The 14,548-nt window shown below is 68.9% G+C and carries 15 protein-coding genes; 8 read left to right on the top strand and 7 right to left on the bottom strand.

Translation table 11 applies throughout. From position 1 onward, the window contains the following. Positions 1 to 5: 5 nt before the first annotated feature. The 3 genes from ACO6VK_RS19110 to sufT form a co-directional block, all read right to left on the bottom strand. Positions 6 to 1,751, bottom strand: coding sequence for a S8 family peptidase (locus ACO6VK_RS19110; protein WP_422509913.1), 1,746 nt, complete (start codon positions 1,749 to 1,751; stop codon positions 6 to 8). 428 nt (positions 1,752 to 2,179) lie between these two features. Beyond that, positions 2,180 to 3,277 carry a branched-chain amino acid aminotransferase gene (locus tag ACO6VK_RS19105; protein ID WP_422509911.1) on the bottom strand — a complete coding sequence of 366 codons (1,098 nt, stop codon included), beginning with the start codon at positions 3,275 to 3,277 and terminating at the stop codon, positions 2,180 to 2,182. Between the two features lie 60 nt (positions 3,278 to 3,337). Then, the gene (gene sufT / locus ACO6VK_RS19100; protein WP_411849986.1) at positions 3,338 to 3,889 is read right to left on the bottom strand and encodes a putative Fe-S cluster assembly protein SufT; all 552 of its coding nucleotides are present in this window, start codon (positions 3,887 to 3,889) and stop codon (positions 3,338 to 3,340) included. Positions 3,890 to 4,006: 117 nt separating this feature from the next. Here sufT and ACO6VK_RS19095 point away from each other — a divergent pair, with 117 nt between their 5' ends. Continuing rightward, positions 4,007 to 4,426: a hypothetical protein gene (locus ACO6VK_RS19095; protein WP_422509908.1), complete on the top strand. Its 420-nt coding sequence runs from the start codon at positions 4,007 to 4,009 to the stop codon at positions 4,424 to 4,426. Between the two features lie 42 nt (positions 4,427 to 4,468). Here ACO6VK_RS19095 and ACO6VK_RS19090 read toward each other — a convergent pair whose 3' ends face one another. Together ACO6VK_RS19090 and ACO6VK_RS19085 are read right to left on the bottom strand one after the other, a co-directional pair. Then, positions 4,469 to 5,923: an NAD(P)(+) transhydrogenase (Re/Si-specific) subunit beta gene (locus ACO6VK_RS19090; protein ID WP_422509906.1), complete on the bottom strand. Its 1,455-nt coding sequence runs from the start codon at positions 5,921 to 5,923 to the stop codon at positions 4,469 to 4,471. Continuing rightward, positions 5,920 to 6,228 (bottom strand): NAD(P) transhydrogenase subunit alpha, encoded by a 309-nt coding sequence (locus ACO6VK_RS19085; protein ID WP_019182396.1) that lies wholly within the window; start codon positions 6,226 to 6,228, stop codon positions 5,920 to 5,922. Before ACO6VK_RS19085 ends, ACO6VK_RS19090 begins: the two co-directional genes overlap by 4 nt. Positions 6,229 to 6,357: 129 nt before the next feature. On the opposite strand from ACO6VK_RS19085, the gene ACO6VK_RS19080 reads away from it, so the two are divergent. The 3 genes from ACO6VK_RS19080 to ACO6VK_RS19070 are packed head-to-tail and all read left to right on the top strand — an operon-like array spanning position 6,358 to position 7,681. Beyond that, positions 6,358 to 6,921: an RNA polymerase sigma factor gene (locus ACO6VK_RS19080; RefSeq protein ID WP_422509903.1), complete on the top strand. Its 564-nt coding sequence runs from the start codon at positions 6,358 to 6,360 to the stop codon at positions 6,919 to 6,921. Beyond that, positions 6,918 to 7,244, top strand: a complete 327-nt coding sequence (locus ACO6VK_RS19075) for a hypothetical protein (RefSeq protein ID WP_422509901.1) — start codon at positions 6,918 to 6,920, stop codon at positions 7,242 to 7,244. The genes ACO6VK_RS19080 and ACO6VK_RS19075 overlap by 4 nt, the downstream gene beginning before the upstream one ends. A 5-nt stretch (positions 7,245 to 7,249) precedes the next feature. Next, a complete protein-coding gene (locus ACO6VK_RS19070; protein ID WP_422509899.1) occupies positions 7,250 to 7,681 on the top strand; it encodes a DUF3106 domain-containing protein in 432 nt (143 codons plus the stop codon). A 21-nt stretch (positions 7,682 to 7,702) separates the two neighbouring features. Here ACO6VK_RS19070 and ACO6VK_RS19065 read toward each other — a convergent pair whose 3' ends face one another. Continuing rightward, a complete protein-coding gene (locus ACO6VK_RS19065; protein ID WP_422509897.1) occupies positions 7,703 to 8,797 on the bottom strand; it encodes an NAD(P) transhydrogenase subunit alpha in 1,095 nt (364 codons plus the stop codon). Between the two features lie 65 nt (positions 8,798 to 8,862). Beyond that, positions 8,863 to 11,178, bottom strand: a complete 2,316-nt coding sequence (locus ACO6VK_RS19060; protein WP_422509895.1) for a DUF1631 domain-containing protein — start codon at positions 11,176 to 11,178, stop codon at positions 8,863 to 8,865. A gap of 331 nt (positions 11,179 to 11,509) precedes the next feature. Here ACO6VK_RS19060 and ACO6VK_RS19055 point away from each other — a divergent pair, with 331 nt between their 5' ends. The 4 genes from ACO6VK_RS19055 to ACO6VK_RS19040 are packed head-to-tail and all read left to right on the top strand — an operon-like array spanning position 11,510 to position 14,372. Beyond that, on the top strand, positions 11,510 to 12,085 hold the full coding sequence (locus ACO6VK_RS19055; protein ID WP_422509893.1) for a nitroreductase family protein: 576 nt from the start codon (positions 11,510 to 11,512) through the stop codon (positions 12,083 to 12,085). A 1-nt stretch (position 12,086) separates the two neighbouring features. Further along, on the top strand, positions 12,087 to 13,037 hold the full coding sequence (locus ACO6VK_RS19050; protein ID WP_422509891.1) for a 5'-3' exonuclease: 951 nt from the start codon (positions 12,087 to 12,089) through the stop codon (positions 13,035 to 13,037). After that, the gene (locus ACO6VK_RS19045; protein ID WP_422509889.1) at positions 13,034 to 13,585 is read left to right on the top strand and encodes an NUDIX hydrolase; all 552 of its coding nucleotides are present in this window, start codon (positions 13,034 to 13,036) and stop codon (positions 13,583 to 13,585) included. Before ACO6VK_RS19050 ends, ACO6VK_RS19045 begins: the two co-directional genes overlap by 4 nt. After that, complete coding sequence (locus tag ACO6VK_RS19040) at positions 13,578 to 14,372, top strand: N-formylglutamate amidohydrolase (protein WP_422509887.1); 795 nt, start codon at positions 13,578 to 13,580, stop codon at positions 14,370 to 14,372. Before ACO6VK_RS19045 ends, ACO6VK_RS19040 begins: the two co-directional genes overlap by 8 nt. Positions 14,373 to 14,548: the final 176 nt, after the last annotated feature.

The raw sequence follows: 14,548 nt of genomic DNA, 5'->3' as shown, positions 1-14,548 counted from the left end.
GTCGATCAGTACTGCGCGGTGAGGCTCAGGCCGGAGAAGGTCGTGTAGGCCTTCACCCGCACGTGCCAGGTGCCCGCTGCCGGGGCGCTGATGGTGCAGGTTTCATTGTTGCCGCTCAGGTACGGGCGGCAGTTGTACACGGTGTCGGTCGGGGCGCTGCCCGAACGCACGTACAGGTCCGCATCGCCGCTGCCGCCGGCAATGGTGACCTTCAGCTGCGCGCTGCCCGAGGGCACGTTCACGGTGTAGGCCAGCGATGCACCGCTGGCGGCGCCGAGGCCGGTGACCGGAACGTTGTTCTGCAGCACCGTGCCGGTGCCCGGGCCGGGGCCAGTCCCGTTGAGCGCGGCAGTGACCGCGGCATCGGCATCGACGATGCCCGCACCGCAACCGCCGGTGCATGCGCCCGGAAGTGCGCGCGCGGTGTTCTTGAGCAGGGTCTCGATCGCGGCCGGCGACAGCGCCGTCGGCGCCACCGACTGCACCAGCGCGACCACGCCGGCCACATGCGGCGCCGCCATCGAGGTGCCGTTGTAGGACGCGTAGGACGCTGCGCCCGGCACCGTGGTGCCGCTGTTGAGGGTGGACAGGATCGCCTGGCCCGGTGCCGAAATGTCGATGCCGGCGCCGTAGTTGGAGAAGCTGGCGCGGGCGCCGGCCGAGGTGGTGGCAGCCACCGCGATCACGTTGGCGCAGTTGGCCGGCACCGACGAGGACACATTGGTGTTGCTGTTGCCGGCAGCCACGACCACGGTGGTGCCGCGCGACACCGCGCCGTTGATCGCGTTCTGGTAGGTGGTCGAGCAGGTGCCACCGCCGCCCAGCGACATGTTGATCACTTCGGCCGGGTTGGCATTGGCCGGCACACCGCTGACGGTGCCGCCGGAGGCCCACACGATCGCATCGGCGATGTCGGAGGTGTAGCCGCCGCACTTGCCGAGCACGCGCACCGGCACGACCTTGGCATTGAAGGCGGTACCGGCCACGCCGGTGCTGTTGTTGGTCACTGCGGCAATGGTGCCGGCCACGTGGGTACCGTGCCAGCTCGAGTTGGACGCCGGGATGCCGGAGCCGCACTCGTTGGCGCCGTACCAGTCGCCTTCATCGTTGGCATTGTTGTCGCGGCCGCCGCCATCACGCGCCATCGCGGCGTCGCTGATGAAGTCGTAGCCCGGCAGGATGTTCGCGTTGAGATCGGGATGGTTGGTGATGCCGGTATCGATCACCGCCACGACCACACCGGTACCGGTGGCCTTGTCCCAGGCCGGGCGCACGTTGATGGAGGCGTTGCTGGTGCCGAAGCCCCACTGCTCGGACAGGCGCGCGTCATTGGGCACCAGGGTCGCCTGCATCAGCTGATCGACCTCGACGTATTCCACGTTCGGGTCGGCCGCCAGGCGGCGCATCAGCAGTTCCGATTCGGCATGATCGAGCGGACGATCGGTCTTGAGCACAGTCGGACCGATGGCGAGCTGACGCAGTTTCTGCAGGCCCAGCGCGCGCCCCTGGGCGGCGGGCACGGCACTGGCGGCTGCCTTCAGCGAGCTGGCCAGTGCGGTGGGCGTGGCGACTGCACTGCTGCCGTCCTTGTACTTCACGATGAAACGCTGGTGGGTCGGCGCCGAGGACAACCCACTCAGCTGCACGTCACCGGCCATTGCCGGCGACGCCAGCAGCAGCGAGGTGAGTACGGACGCGCCCAGTACAACCAATGCACGCTGACGCAAACGGTGTTGCGAATCATGAGACATCGGATTTCCCTTTCAGACAGAAGGATGCCGTCTATGCGGCGAGAATCCGGCGCGATCCGTGGCTACGGATCTTTGGCAGTGATCGCGACCGGTTGTTGGATCGGTTTCCCCTAACAAAAACCGCCCGACGACGGACGCTATTGGTTTCGCCGCCACGCAACAACGTGTCAATGCCTTTTCAGTCTTGTGAAACTTCCGATCTGAGACTTTTCGGGTCAACGGTTTGTGAAGGTGAAGGAACTTTCACGACAGAAACCGCCACATGAACGGGCTTTTCAAGTCCATTTCCTGTCTCTCCCGACAAATCCCGGACATCTCGTTGCGCAACAACGACTTGCAGATGCCACCGCGCGGCAGGCGCAGATACGCGAAGGCCCGCCTGTTGCCAGGCGGGCCTTCGGGAAAACGCGATCAGGGCGTGGACCGGATCAGGCGTCCAGGCGCACCAGCCAGCCGTGGCGGTCCGGCAGGCGGCCGTACTGGATGTCGGTCAGTTCCTTGCGCAGGGACATCGTCACCTCACCGGCCGGGGCGTTGATGTCGCCCACCGCGAAGCCTTCGCCCTTGAGCTGGCCGATCGGGGTGACCACCGCAGCGGTGCCGCAGGCGAACACTTCGGCGATGTCGCCGGAGGCCACGCCCTGCTTCCACTCGTCGATGCTCACCTTGCGCTCTTCGACCTTCATGCCGCGGTCGCGGGCCAGCTGCAGGATGCTTTCGCGGGTGATGCCTTCGAGGATGCTGCCGGACAGTTCCGGCGTCACCAGCGTGCCGTCCTTGTAGACCAGGAACACGTTCATGCCGCCCAGCTCTTCCAGGTACTTGCCTTCCACCGGGTCCAGGAACAGCACCTGCGAACAGCCCTGCGCCTGCGCCTTCTGCTGCGGCAGCAGCGAGGCGGCGTAGTTGCCGCCGCACTTGGCCGCACCGGTGCCGCCCTTGGCGGCGCGGGCGTATTCGGTGGACAGCCAGATCGACACCGGCGCCACGCCCTTGGCGAAGTACGGACCCGCCGGGCTGGCGATCACGTAGTAGCCGGCCTTGTGTGCGCCGCGCACGCCGAGGAAGGCTTCATCGCCGATCATGAACGGACGGAAGTACAGGCTGGATTCGTCGGCCGACGGCACCCAGCTGGCATCCACGGCGATCATCTGCTTGAGCGATTCGACGAAGATGTCCACCGGCAGTTCCGGCAGCGCCAGGCGCTGCGCCGAACGCTGCAGGCGGCGGCCGTTGGCATCCGGGCGGAAGGTCCAGATCGAGCCATCGGCGTGGCGGTAGGCCTTGATGCCTTCGAAGATCTCCTGGCCGTAATGCAGCACCGCCGCGGCCGGGTCCAGCTGCAGCGGGCCATACGGGCGCACGCTGGCATCGTGCCAGCCGGTGTCCTTGTCCCAGCGCACTTCCACCATGTGGTCGGTGAAGTGCAGGCCGAAACCGGGCGCGGCCAGAATGCCATCGCGCTCCTCGCTGCTGCGCGGGTGGGCCGAACGGGTGGTGCTGAAGCTCACGGAAGACTGGGACACCGGATATTTCCTGTTCTGGTTACGGGGAACGCCACCACCACCAAACGCGCGGCGGAGCGGTTACAGCATGCCGGTTTCGAGCCGGGCGGCCTCGGACATCATGTGGCGGCCCCACGGCGGATCGAACACCAGCTCGACGTCGGCCTCGGCCACCGTCGGGATCATTTCCAGCTTGCTGCGCACGTCGTCGACCAGGATCTCGCCCATGCCACAGCCCGGCGCGGTGAGCGTCATCTTGATGTCCACCTCGCGCTGGCCATCGTCCAGGTGCTTGAGGTCCACTTCATAGACCAGGCCCAGATCGACGATGTTGAACGGAATCTCGGGATCGAAACAGGTGCGCAGCTGCTGCCACACCAGTTTTTCCACTTCCTCGTCGGAGGCGTTTTCCGGAAGTTCCAGCGCCGGCGGCGGTTCCTTGCCGATGGCGTCGCCGTCCTTGCCGGCGATGCGGAACAGATTGCCTTCGACAAACACGGTGTAGCTGCCACCCAGTGCCTGGGTGATATAGCCATAGCTGCCGGCCGGCAGCGTCACCGTTTCGCCCTGCGGGACCATGACGGCCTCGCAGTCGCGTTCGAAGTGGACAGGTTCACTGCTACGGGAATACATGTGGATGGATATGGGGTCGCGGCCAATTCCCGCAAGGCCGCCATTTTAGCCCACCCGCCGGCCACGCGCCGGTCGCCACGCAAGCCGGTATCCTGTGGGGACTTACAGGAAGATCGAATGTCGCCCACGTCCGTGTCTGCCCGGCCCCGTCATTGGCTCTGGCCCCCGCTGTTGCTGCTTGGTATCGCCACGGCCACGCTGGCCTGGTTGTTCATCGCCCTCCTCAGCGGCCAACAGGCCGGCTGGATGGCCGTTCTGGCGGCCCTGGACGTGGTGCTCATGCTGCGGCTGGGCACCTTCCGGCCCGGGGCCACCCGGGTGGTGGTGACCATGCTGGCCACCGTGCTGGTGGCCCTGGCGGCCAACTGGTTCATCGCCTCGGCCTACCTGGGCGGCTCGATGGGGCTCAATCCGTGGGAATCTGCGTTGCGCATGGGCCCATTCATGGCCAGCACGCTGATCCAGCTGGCCAACGGGCCGCTCGAAGCGATCTGGCTGGCCGTCGCGCTGGTGGTCGGCGGGTGGCTGGCGCGGTGATGCCGGCGGCTGGCCGGCACCCCCGGTGGCTCCCGACGGCGGTCAATGCCCGCCGTCGAGCGCCTTCAGTTCACTGACCAGCGCACTGGCCGCGCCGGCGCCATCGCCGTACAGCATGCGCGCGTTGTCGGCGTAGAACAGCGCGTTCTCGATGCCGGCAAAGCCGGTGCCCTTGCCGCGCTTGATCACCACCACGTTGCGCGCGTTGACCACATCCAGGATCGGCATGCCGTAGATCGGGCTGGCCGGGTCGGTGCGCGCGACCGGGTTGACCACGTCGTTGGCGCCGATCACCAGCACCACATCGGTGTTGGGGAATTCCGGATTGATGTCGTCCATGTCGGCGATCAGGTCGTACGGCACGCCGGCTTCGGCCAGCAGCACGTTCATGTGCCCGGGCATGCGCCCGGCCACCGGGTGGATCGCGAACTTGACCTTGATGCCGCGCTCGATCAGACGCTGCGCCAGCTCCCAGACCTTGTGCTGGGCCTGCGCCACGGCCATGCCGTAGCCCGGCACGATCACCACGCGTTCGGCGAAGGCGAGCATCGCCGCCACGTCGCTGGCCTCGATCGGCTTCTGCGCGCCGCTGATCTCCTGCGCGGTCCCGCCGCCGCCGAAGTTGGAGAACAGCACGCCACTGATCGGCCGGTTCATGGCCTTGGCCATCAGGCGGGTCAGCAGGATGCCGGCCGCGCCGACCATCATGCCGGCGATGATCAGCGCCTCGTTGCCCAGTACATACCCTTCAAATGCCACGGCCAGGCCGGTAAAGGCGTTGTAGAGCGAGATCACCACCGGCATGTCGGCGCCGCCGATCGGCAGGGTCATCAGCACGCCCAGGGCGAGCGCGACCACGAAGAAGGCGATGATCGCCACCGGACTGAGGCTCACGCCGGCCCAGATGCCCAGCCCGACCATCGCCACCGCGACCGCCAGGTTGAATGCCTGCTGCCCGGGGAAGGTGACGCGGCGGTCCAGCCGCCCGTCCAGTTTGGCCCAGGCGATGATCGAACCGGACAGCGACACAGCACCGATCGCCGAGCCGATGATCGCCAGTGCCAGCACGGTGGCCGAGGGCTGGCGCGCGGCCAGTTCGGCGATGGCCTGTTCGCTCCAGTGCGCGGTATCGCGATTGGCCAGGAACGAGAAGCGCAGCAGCTCCACCGCACCGATCGCCGCGGCCGAGCCACCGCCCATGCCGTTGTAGAGCGCCACCATCTGCGGCATGTCGGTGATCGCCACCCGCTTGGCCGACCACCAGGCCACGCCGGTGCCGATCGCCACCGCCGCCAGGATCAGCGGCACGTTGTGCAGATCGGGCAGGAAGAAGGTTGCCACCGTGGCGATCAGCATGCCCAGCCCGGCCCAGCGGATGCCACTGCGCGCGGTCATCGGCGAGGCCATGCGCTGCAGGCCCAGCAGGAACAGCGTGGCGGCAACCAGGTAGCTCACCTGCACCAGCCACTGCAGCAGTTGCGCGGTGCTCACGTTCAAGGCGCCTTCTCCCCGGCGTCGCGCTTGGCGCTGGGCTTGAACATGTCGAGCATGCGCTCGGTGACCACGTAGCCACCGGCCGCATTGCCGGCGCCGAGGACCACCGCGATGAAGCCGATGATCTTCTCCAGCGGCGTCTGCGCGTGGCCCAGCACCACCATCGCACCGATCAGCACGATGCCGTGGATGAAGTTGGACCCGGACATCAGGGGGGTATGCAGGATCACCGGCACCCGTGAAATGATCACATGCCCGGCGATGGCGGCCAGCATGAAGATGTACAACGCCACGAACCCGTCGCTCATTGCAGTCTGTCTCCCAGGCGGTGATCCCGTCCCGCCCATCATAACCATGCGCTGAACCGTTCTGCAGGCCGGTCAACCGATGGCGCGCTGAGGCGTTCTCACCTTGTCCCCCTGCGCGAGCGCTACCCTGTGCTGGTGAGTCCCCCCCTGCCGACGCTGCCCACCGAGACCGATGCGACGCTGCCGGTATCGCTGGACGCGTTCCTGGCCGATGTCGGCCCGCGTGCGTTCCGCTTTGCCGAAGCCGGCCTGCGCCAGCGCGACGACGCCCTCGATGCCGTGCAGGACAGCATGCTGCGGATGCTGTCCTACCGCGACAAACCCGCCACGGAGTGGGCGCCGCTGTTCTGGAGCATCCTGCGCCGCCGCGTGGTGGATCTGCAGCGCCGCCGCGGCTTCCGCCTGCGCTTCTGGCGCAGTACCGACGCGGCCACGGAGGATCACGACATCGACTGGGCCGACAGCGCGCCCGGCCCGGCCCAGGCCCACGAACAGCGTGACCGCTACACCCGCCTGGTGGCCGCCCTGCGCCAGCTGCCGGCCCGCCAGCGCGAGGCCTTCACCCTGCGCGTGCTGCAGCAGCTCGATGGCGCCACCACCGCCAGCGCGATGGGCTGCAGCGAAGGCGCGGTCAAAACCCATCTTTCGCGCGCCCGCGTGGCGCTGCAGCAGCACCTGGAGATCGACCCGTGAGCCGCCCGCCGCTTTCTTCCTGCACCGACGCCGACCTGCAGCAGCTCCATGCGCAGGCGGTTTCCCGGCTTTCCCCGGCCACCCTGGCGCGGCTGCGCAGTGCGCGCCACGCCACGTCGCCACGCCCGCGCATGCACGGCTGGTGGCTGGCCACGGCCTGCTCGGCAGTCGCCGCGCTGGGTCTGGGCTACAGTTTCACGGTCAGCCCGCCGCGTCCGGCCGCCCTGCCCGTCGCGACGACGGTGGATGACGGCGTCGACGTCCTCGACGAGAATCCCGATCTCTACGTGTGGCTGGCCGGCACCGACCTGGCAATGGAGTGAAACCGATGAAACCGCGACTGATCCTGGGTCTGGCGTTGCTGTCGCTGGCGGCGACCGGCTGGGCACAGACCTCACCGTTGCCCAACTGGGAGCAGCTGACGCCGCAGCAGCGCGAGGCGCTGATCGCGCCGGTACGCGACCGCTGGAACGATGCGCCGCCGCCGCAACGCGAGCGCATGCTCCAGCATGGGCAGCGCTGGCAGACCATGACGCCCGAGCAGCGCGAACTGGCGCGGCGGGGCCGCCACCGCTTCGAGAACATGTCGCCCGAGCAGCGCGAGCAGGCCCGCGCGCTGTTCGCACAGATGCGCACGATGAACCCGGCCCAGCGCGATGAGCTGCGCGCCCGCTGGGCGCGCATGACCCCTGAGCAGCGCCAGGACTGGCTCAAGGCCAACCCCATCATCGAGCCGCGCGCCGCGCCCAGAAAGCCCTGAGCGCTGCCGCCGGGCCACGGCTCAGCCGGCGGCGTCCGCGCCCTGCCAGCGGGTTTTGGCCTGCAGCTCGTCGGTCCAGTCGAAGGCGATCGCACCGTCCTTGAGGAACAGCGCGACGAAGTTGTACAGGTTGCGCGCGTACATCTCGCTGGCGTGTACCGCGCCTTGGCTCGCCAGGTTGAGCGGACCGTCGACGGTGATGCCGTCCAGGTCGATGGTCTGCCCGGGCACGGTCGCCTCGCAGTTGCCGCCGGTCTCGGCGGCCAGGTCCACCACCACGCTGCCCGGCTTCATGCCGCGCACCATCGCGGTGCTGAGGATCCGCGGCGCGGGCCGTCCCGGCACGGCGGCGGTGCACACCACCACATCGACCAGGCGCAGGTGCTCGCCGAGCCGGCGCTGCTGTTCGGCGCGCTCCTCCTCGGTCAGCGCGCGGGCATAGCCGCCCTCACCGGCCGCACTGACCCCCAGGTCGAGGAACTTGCCGCCCAGCGATTCGATCTGCTCGCGGGTTTCCGGGCGCACATCGAACCCTTCCACCTGCGCGCCGAGCCGGCGCGCGGTGGCGATCGCCTGCAGTCCGGCCACACCGGCCCCCACCACCAGCACCCGCGACGGGCGGATGGTGCCGGCGGCCGTGGTCAACATCGGGAAGAAGCGCGGCGCGCGCTGGGCCGCGATCAGCATCGCCTTGTAACCGGCCATGCCGGCCTGCGAACTGAGCACGTCCATCGACTGCGCGCGCGTGGTGCGCGGCAGACGTTCGAGTGGGAACGCATGCAGCGCGCGCGACTGGATGGTCGCTGCACGGCCTGCATCGGCCTGCGGGTAGAGCATGCCGACCAGGGTGGCGCCGGTCTTGAGCTGGGCCCACTGGGCCGGGGATGGCGGCTGCACGCACAGCACGATATCGGCCGTGGACAGGCCGCTGGCATCGGCTGCCTGCGCGCCGGCGTCCAGGTACGCCGCATCCGGGAAGCCGGCTGCCTGCCCGGCACCGGCCTCGAAGCGAACGGTTGCGCCGAGCGCGGCCAGCTTGCGCGCCGTCTCCGGCGTCATTGCCACGCGCCGTTCCCCCGGCGCGCCTTCCTTGACCACCAACACCTCGACAGCCATGCCTGTCCCCGTCGTTCAGCGGATAGTGCCGTGATCGTAACCTGATCGGCGGGCGCTGGGTCGGCCTAGTGGACGGTGGCGTTCTTGGTGTCCAGGCGGTCGATCACGCCCTGCATGGCGCTGTCGAAGGCGCCGTCGTCGATATGCGCGCGCAGGCGGCCCAGCCGCACCATCACCGCCAGTTCTTCCGGCGAGGCCACGCAGAAGCGTACGCCGCGACGGTTGACGAACAGCAGCCGCGAGGAGATCGGGCTGACCCAGGACAGCTTGCCGGCCTGCACCTTGCCGTCCTTGTCGACGAAGTCCAGCCAACTGCCGATCTCCATGCCGCGGAAGCGGTCGGCATCGGCATTGTCGAAGTCGCTGACATCCACCTTGCTGCCCAGCTCCACCGCCGGGGCTTCCTGTGCGGGCGGTGCCGGCAGCACCACCTGCGGCAGTTCCGGCAGCGCGCGCTCCAGCTCCGGACGCGATTCGGCGATGCCCTGCAGCGTGTCGTGCAGCGCGTCGATGGCGCTGGTGGCGGCATCGGCATGTACGCCCACGCTGGCAAACACCTTGCGCAGCGCCGGGTGCCAGGCCTGCAGCCAGGGCTTGCCGACGATCTGGCGGCGCGCTTCGGCCACCTCGTCCAGCAGCCCGTCGGCCAGGGCCAGCGCCTCGCCCACCGACGCGCCGTCTTCGCCTTCGCGAAGGACACTCAAGGTGAGGTGGTGCTGCCACGGCTGGCGCAGGAACTCGCCGATGGCCTGCGGCAGGGTGGCATCGGCAATGCGACGGTCCAGTTCGGCGGCCGCACGGGTGCGCGCCATTTCCAGTTTTTCCTGGCCGCGCTGGGTTTCGGCGGCACGCCGCTCGGCGATTTCGATCCGGCGCCGGTGCTGGGCCAGGAAATCGCGGAATTCTTCTTCCAGGGTGAGGAAGATCGCGAGGTTCTCATTGAACTCGGCCACCAGCCGCTCGATGATCTCCTCGACCTTGCCCATCAGCACGCGCTCGGCCTGGCTCTCGCCGGTATTGCCCTCGCAGGCCTCGGCCAGCGAGTTGAGCAGCTTGCGCGCCGGGTGGGTCTTCTGCACGAACATGCGGCGGTCGAGCATGGCGACCTTGACGAAGGGCACCACCAGCCGACCGATCAGCTCGCGCGAGCGGCCTTCCAGGTCGCGCTCGTCCAGCATCACGTCGAACAGCATGCCGACCAGGTCGATCGCGTCCTCGTCCTGCGGGTCCAGCCGGGCCTGACCCGGGTCCACACCCAGCCGGGTGGCGCCGGACAGCACTTCGCTCTTCAGGCGCTGGGCCAGCGATTCGCCGTCCTCGCCGATCGCCGCGCGCAGGGTCGCGCTCGGCGTGGCCTGGAGCAGCGACAGCACCGACATCATTTCGCGCTGGCTGAGCGGGCGCTGCTGGCCCACCGCCACGCTCGCGGCGGAGGTGGCGTCTTCGCGCACATGGCGGGTCTGCTGCAGCAGTTCATGCAGGGCTTCCAGCAGCATGCCCTGGTTGCCGCTCAGGCCGTCGGCGCCGTCCGCGCCGCCGGCATAGCTGCTGGCGCCGTGCGAGGACTGCATGCGGCCACGGCTTTCGGCCCAGCGGTCGGCAAACCGCCGGGCCCAGGCCGGCGCGGCCGCGTCGTCATTGCCCTGCTGTGCCGTGTCCAGCGCGTCGACCAGCTCGTCCAGCTCATCGCGCGGCGTCGGCGGGCGCGGGGCCGGGCGCCGCGGCGCGGCCATCTGCGGCATCACGCCGGCAGCGGCCAGTTGTTCGTCCACTTTCTCGTAGCGCTTGCCAATCGGGGCGTGCAGGTCACGCTCGCACAGTTTGATCAGCACCAGCCGCACTTCCGGGGCCAGCTCGCAGTCGGCAAAGGCCTCGTGGATGGCCACACCGATGTGTTCGGGGCTGATCGGGTTGGTGTCCGCGTTCAGTTCCAGGCCGCCGGCGATCATGCCCAGGCGGCGGTCCAGACGGGCCAGCACCGGTTTCCAGTCGCGCAGCAGCACGGTGGCGAAATTGCGCACGGCCAGCCGCGATTCCAGCACGTGCTCGGGAACCAGGCTCAGGCCGTCCTCGATCTGGCCGGCCAGGGTGGCTTCGGCCGACAGCGGCTCGCCCTGCTCCAGCGCCGACCAGGCGCGGGCCAGATGGGCGCGGAAGCCGACCACGATGTCCTCGCGGCGGCGGCGCAGTTCGCGCATGCCGTCCAGGAACAGCAGCTGCGACGCGCCTGCGGTACCGGCGCGGTCGAACAGCACATCGTCGAAGCGCGCCAGGACGGTCGCGAACGATTCAGCCAGCGCAGGCAGCGCCGCATCGCGCGCAAGCGTCAGCAGCGCGGCATTGCGACCCGGATGGCCCGTAGCAGTGGGCGTGGCGATCATGCGAAAAGGCTCCCCACCCTCGCAGGCACTCTAAGCAGCGTGAATACAGCCGACGCAGGTACACCCCATGCACCTGCGTACGGATCGTAGGCCGGCCGGCCGGTAGCGGACAGTGAAGCAGTCCTCACTTCATACCTCATGACCGGGGCGCCGGCAGGCCTTGTATCGTACGGGGAGCCGTCGCGGGAAGCGAGTACAGCCACGTGAACGCCGCCCGTTAATTAGGTGATGTTCATCACGTTTTGTCGCAAATTGCACCGAGAACGCCCAAGGCCGTGTCACAAACTGCCGCGACTATAATCGGAGGCCCGTGAAAGCCGATCGAGATCCCATGCTGCTTCCCGCTGCGCTGCAGGCGCTGGACATGCGCCGTTCCGTCCCCGCCCGACACCTGGGCGAGCCCGGGCCGGACCCGCAGACCCTGGCGCGGATGCTCGCCTCGGCCGTGCGCGTCCCCGACCACGGCAAGCTGGTGCCGTTCCGCTTCCTGCGGATCACCGGCGATGCACGTCACACTCTGGGCGCCTTCCTGGCCGAGCGCAGCCGCCAGCGCGACCCCAACGTGTCCGAGGCGCAGCTGGAGAAGGACCGCCAGCGGTTCTCGCACGCCCCGCTGGTCATTGTGGTGGTCACCCGCCACACGCCCAGCCCCAAGGTGCCCGAGCAGGAACAGCTGATGACCGCCGGCTGCGTCTGCTTTGCCCTGCTCCAGGCCGCGCAGGCGTTCGGGTTCGGCGCCCAGTGGCTGACCGCCTGGATGGCCTTCGACCCGGCCGTCCATGCCCACCTGGGGCTGGCCGACAACGAAGGCATTGCCGGCTTCATCCATATCGGCACGCCGAAGACGGAGGCGCCCGAGCGCGACCGTCCGGACCCGGCGGCCCTGCTGCAGGACTGGAATGGTTGAGATGAGCGTTCCGTCCCCCGCCGTGGCACCGCGCCCGCCGCTGTATCTGGTGGATGCCAGCCTGTACGTGTTCCGCGCCTGGCACTCGATGCCGGACGAGTTCCAGGACCAGCAGGGCTGGCCGACCAATGCGGTGCACGGCTTTGCCCGCTTCCTGCTCGACCTGCTTGAGCGCGAACGCCCGCAGCACATCGCCATCGCCTTCGACGAAGCGCTGGACAGCTGTTTTCGGCACCGGCTGTATGCGGCCTACAAGGCCAACCGCGACCCCGCACCGGATGCGCTGCGCCGCCAGTTCGCGCACTGCAAGGCCCTGTGCGTGGCGCTCGGGCTGGCGGTGCTGGCCCACTACGAGTACGAGGCCGACGACCTGATCGGCAGCGCCCTGCACGCGCGCCGCGAGGCGGGCATGCGCGGGGTGATCGTTTCCGCCGACAAGGACCTGTCGCAGCTGCTGTTCGAGCACGACGAGCAGTGGGACTACGCACGCAACCAGCGCTGGGGCATGGCCGGGGTCAAAGCCCGCCACGGCGTCCATGCCCACCAGATCGCCGATTACCTGGCGCTGTGCGGCGACGCGGTCGACAACATTCCCGGCGTGACCGGCGTGGGCGCCAAGTCCGCGGCGGTGCTGCTGGCCCACTTCGGCAGCCTGGACACCCTGTACGAACGCCTCGACGAAGTGCCGTTCCTGCGCCTGCGTGGCGCCGCGCAGATGGCGGTGCGCCTGCGCGAGCAGCGTGAGCACGCCTTGTTGTGGCGGCAGTTGACCACCATCGCGCTGGATGCGCCGCTGGACGGCGGCCCCGCCGACTTCAGCCGGGTCAGCGCCGATGCGCAGATGCTGCAGGGCCTGTGCGATGCGCTGCGGTTCGGGCCACTGACCCGTCGCCGCCTGTTCGCCGCCGCCGGCCTGTCCGATTCCCCTTCCATTGCCAGCGAGTTCGCATGAGCCCCAACACGCAAGCCCCCAAGGTCGTCTACGAAGGCAAGTACCAGCGCATGGTCGTGCGCGGCACCTGGGAATACAGCGAGCGCACCCACGCCGGCGGCCTGGCCGCGATCATCATCGCGGTCACCCCCGAGGACAACGTGCTGTTCGTCGAACAGTTCCGGGTGCCGCTGCAGGCCAACACCATCGAGATGCCGGCCGGCCTGGTCGGCGACATCGACGCCGGCGAGTCGATCGAAGTCTCGGCGGTACGCGAGCTGGAAGAAGAAACCGGCTGGACCGCCGCACATGCCGAGGTGCTGATGATCGGCCCGACCTCGTCGGGTGCGAGCAGCGAGCAGATCGCGTTCGTGCGCGCCACCGGCCTGCGCCGGATCGGCGCCGGTGGCGGCGACGACAGCGAGGACATCACCGTGCACGAAGTTCCGCGCGCGCGCGCGGCGGCGTGGCTGGTCGAGAAAATGGGCCAGGGCTACGCGCTGGACGCCAAGCTGTGGGCCGGGCTGTGGATGATCGAGCACCACCTGGACGGCACCCCGCGTGGCTGATTCGTTCGCCCTCCCGCTGCATGCTGCCGCGCTGCTGGGGCCGTCGGATCCCGCGCCGTTCACCGTGCACCAGCCCCGGGGGCGCTCGCCGTTCCTGTTGATTGCCGACCATGCCGGCCAGCAGGTGCCCGCCGCGCTGGCCGGGCTGGGGCTGCCGCAGGCCGAGCTGGATCGGCACATCGGCTGGGACATCGGCATTGCCGGGGTCACCCGCGCACTGGCGGGCCTGCTGGATGCCTGGGCCATCGAGCAGACGTACTCGCGGCTGGTGATCGACTGCAACCGCCCGCCCGGTGCGCCGGGCCGGTTCGCGCCGGTCAGCGACCACACCGTGGTGCCGGGCAACCAGGGGTTGGACGCTGCCGCGCAGGACGCACGGGTGCGGGAAATTTTCGACCCCTACCACCGGCGCATCCGCGACGAACTGGATACCCGCTCTGCTGCCGGCACGCGGACGATTCTGATTGCCATGCACAGCTTCACCCCGGCGATGCAGGGCGTGGCGCGGCCGTGGCACGCCGGCGTGCTGTACCAGCGCGACGCGCGTTTCGCGCATGCGCTGCTGCACGCGCTGCAGGCCGAAGGCGACCTGGTGGTGGGCGACAACCAGCCCTATGCGGTCAGCGATGCCACCGACTACGCGATCCCGGTGCATGCCGAAGCGCGTGGTTTGGCGCACGTGGAACTGGAAATCCGCCAGGACCTGATTGCCGACAGCGCCGGGCAGCTCGCCTGGGCGCAGCGCCTGGCACGCGTGTTCAACCAGCTCGAACCCGCGTTCGTGTAGAGCCGGGCTCTGCCCGGCTGCTCTCCGTTCCGACACCGGAAAGCCCGCGCTGCGCGCGATAGCCGACCAACGGTCGGCTCTACCGGAATGTGCGGAAAGCCCGCGCTGCGCGCGATGGCCGACCAACGGTCGGCTCTACCACCGCGTCGATCAACACCCCGCGCAGACCGGTAGAG

The sequence above is a fragment of the Stenotrophomonas sp. GZD-301 genome, from assembly GCF_049310345.1.
In the GTDB taxonomy this organism is placed as follows: domain Bacteria; phylum Pseudomonadota; class Gammaproteobacteria; order Xanthomonadales; family Xanthomonadaceae; genus Stenotrophomonas.
Note: the sequence above shows the minus strand (reverse complement) of the source record. Positions and strands in the feature narration are given on the sequence as shown.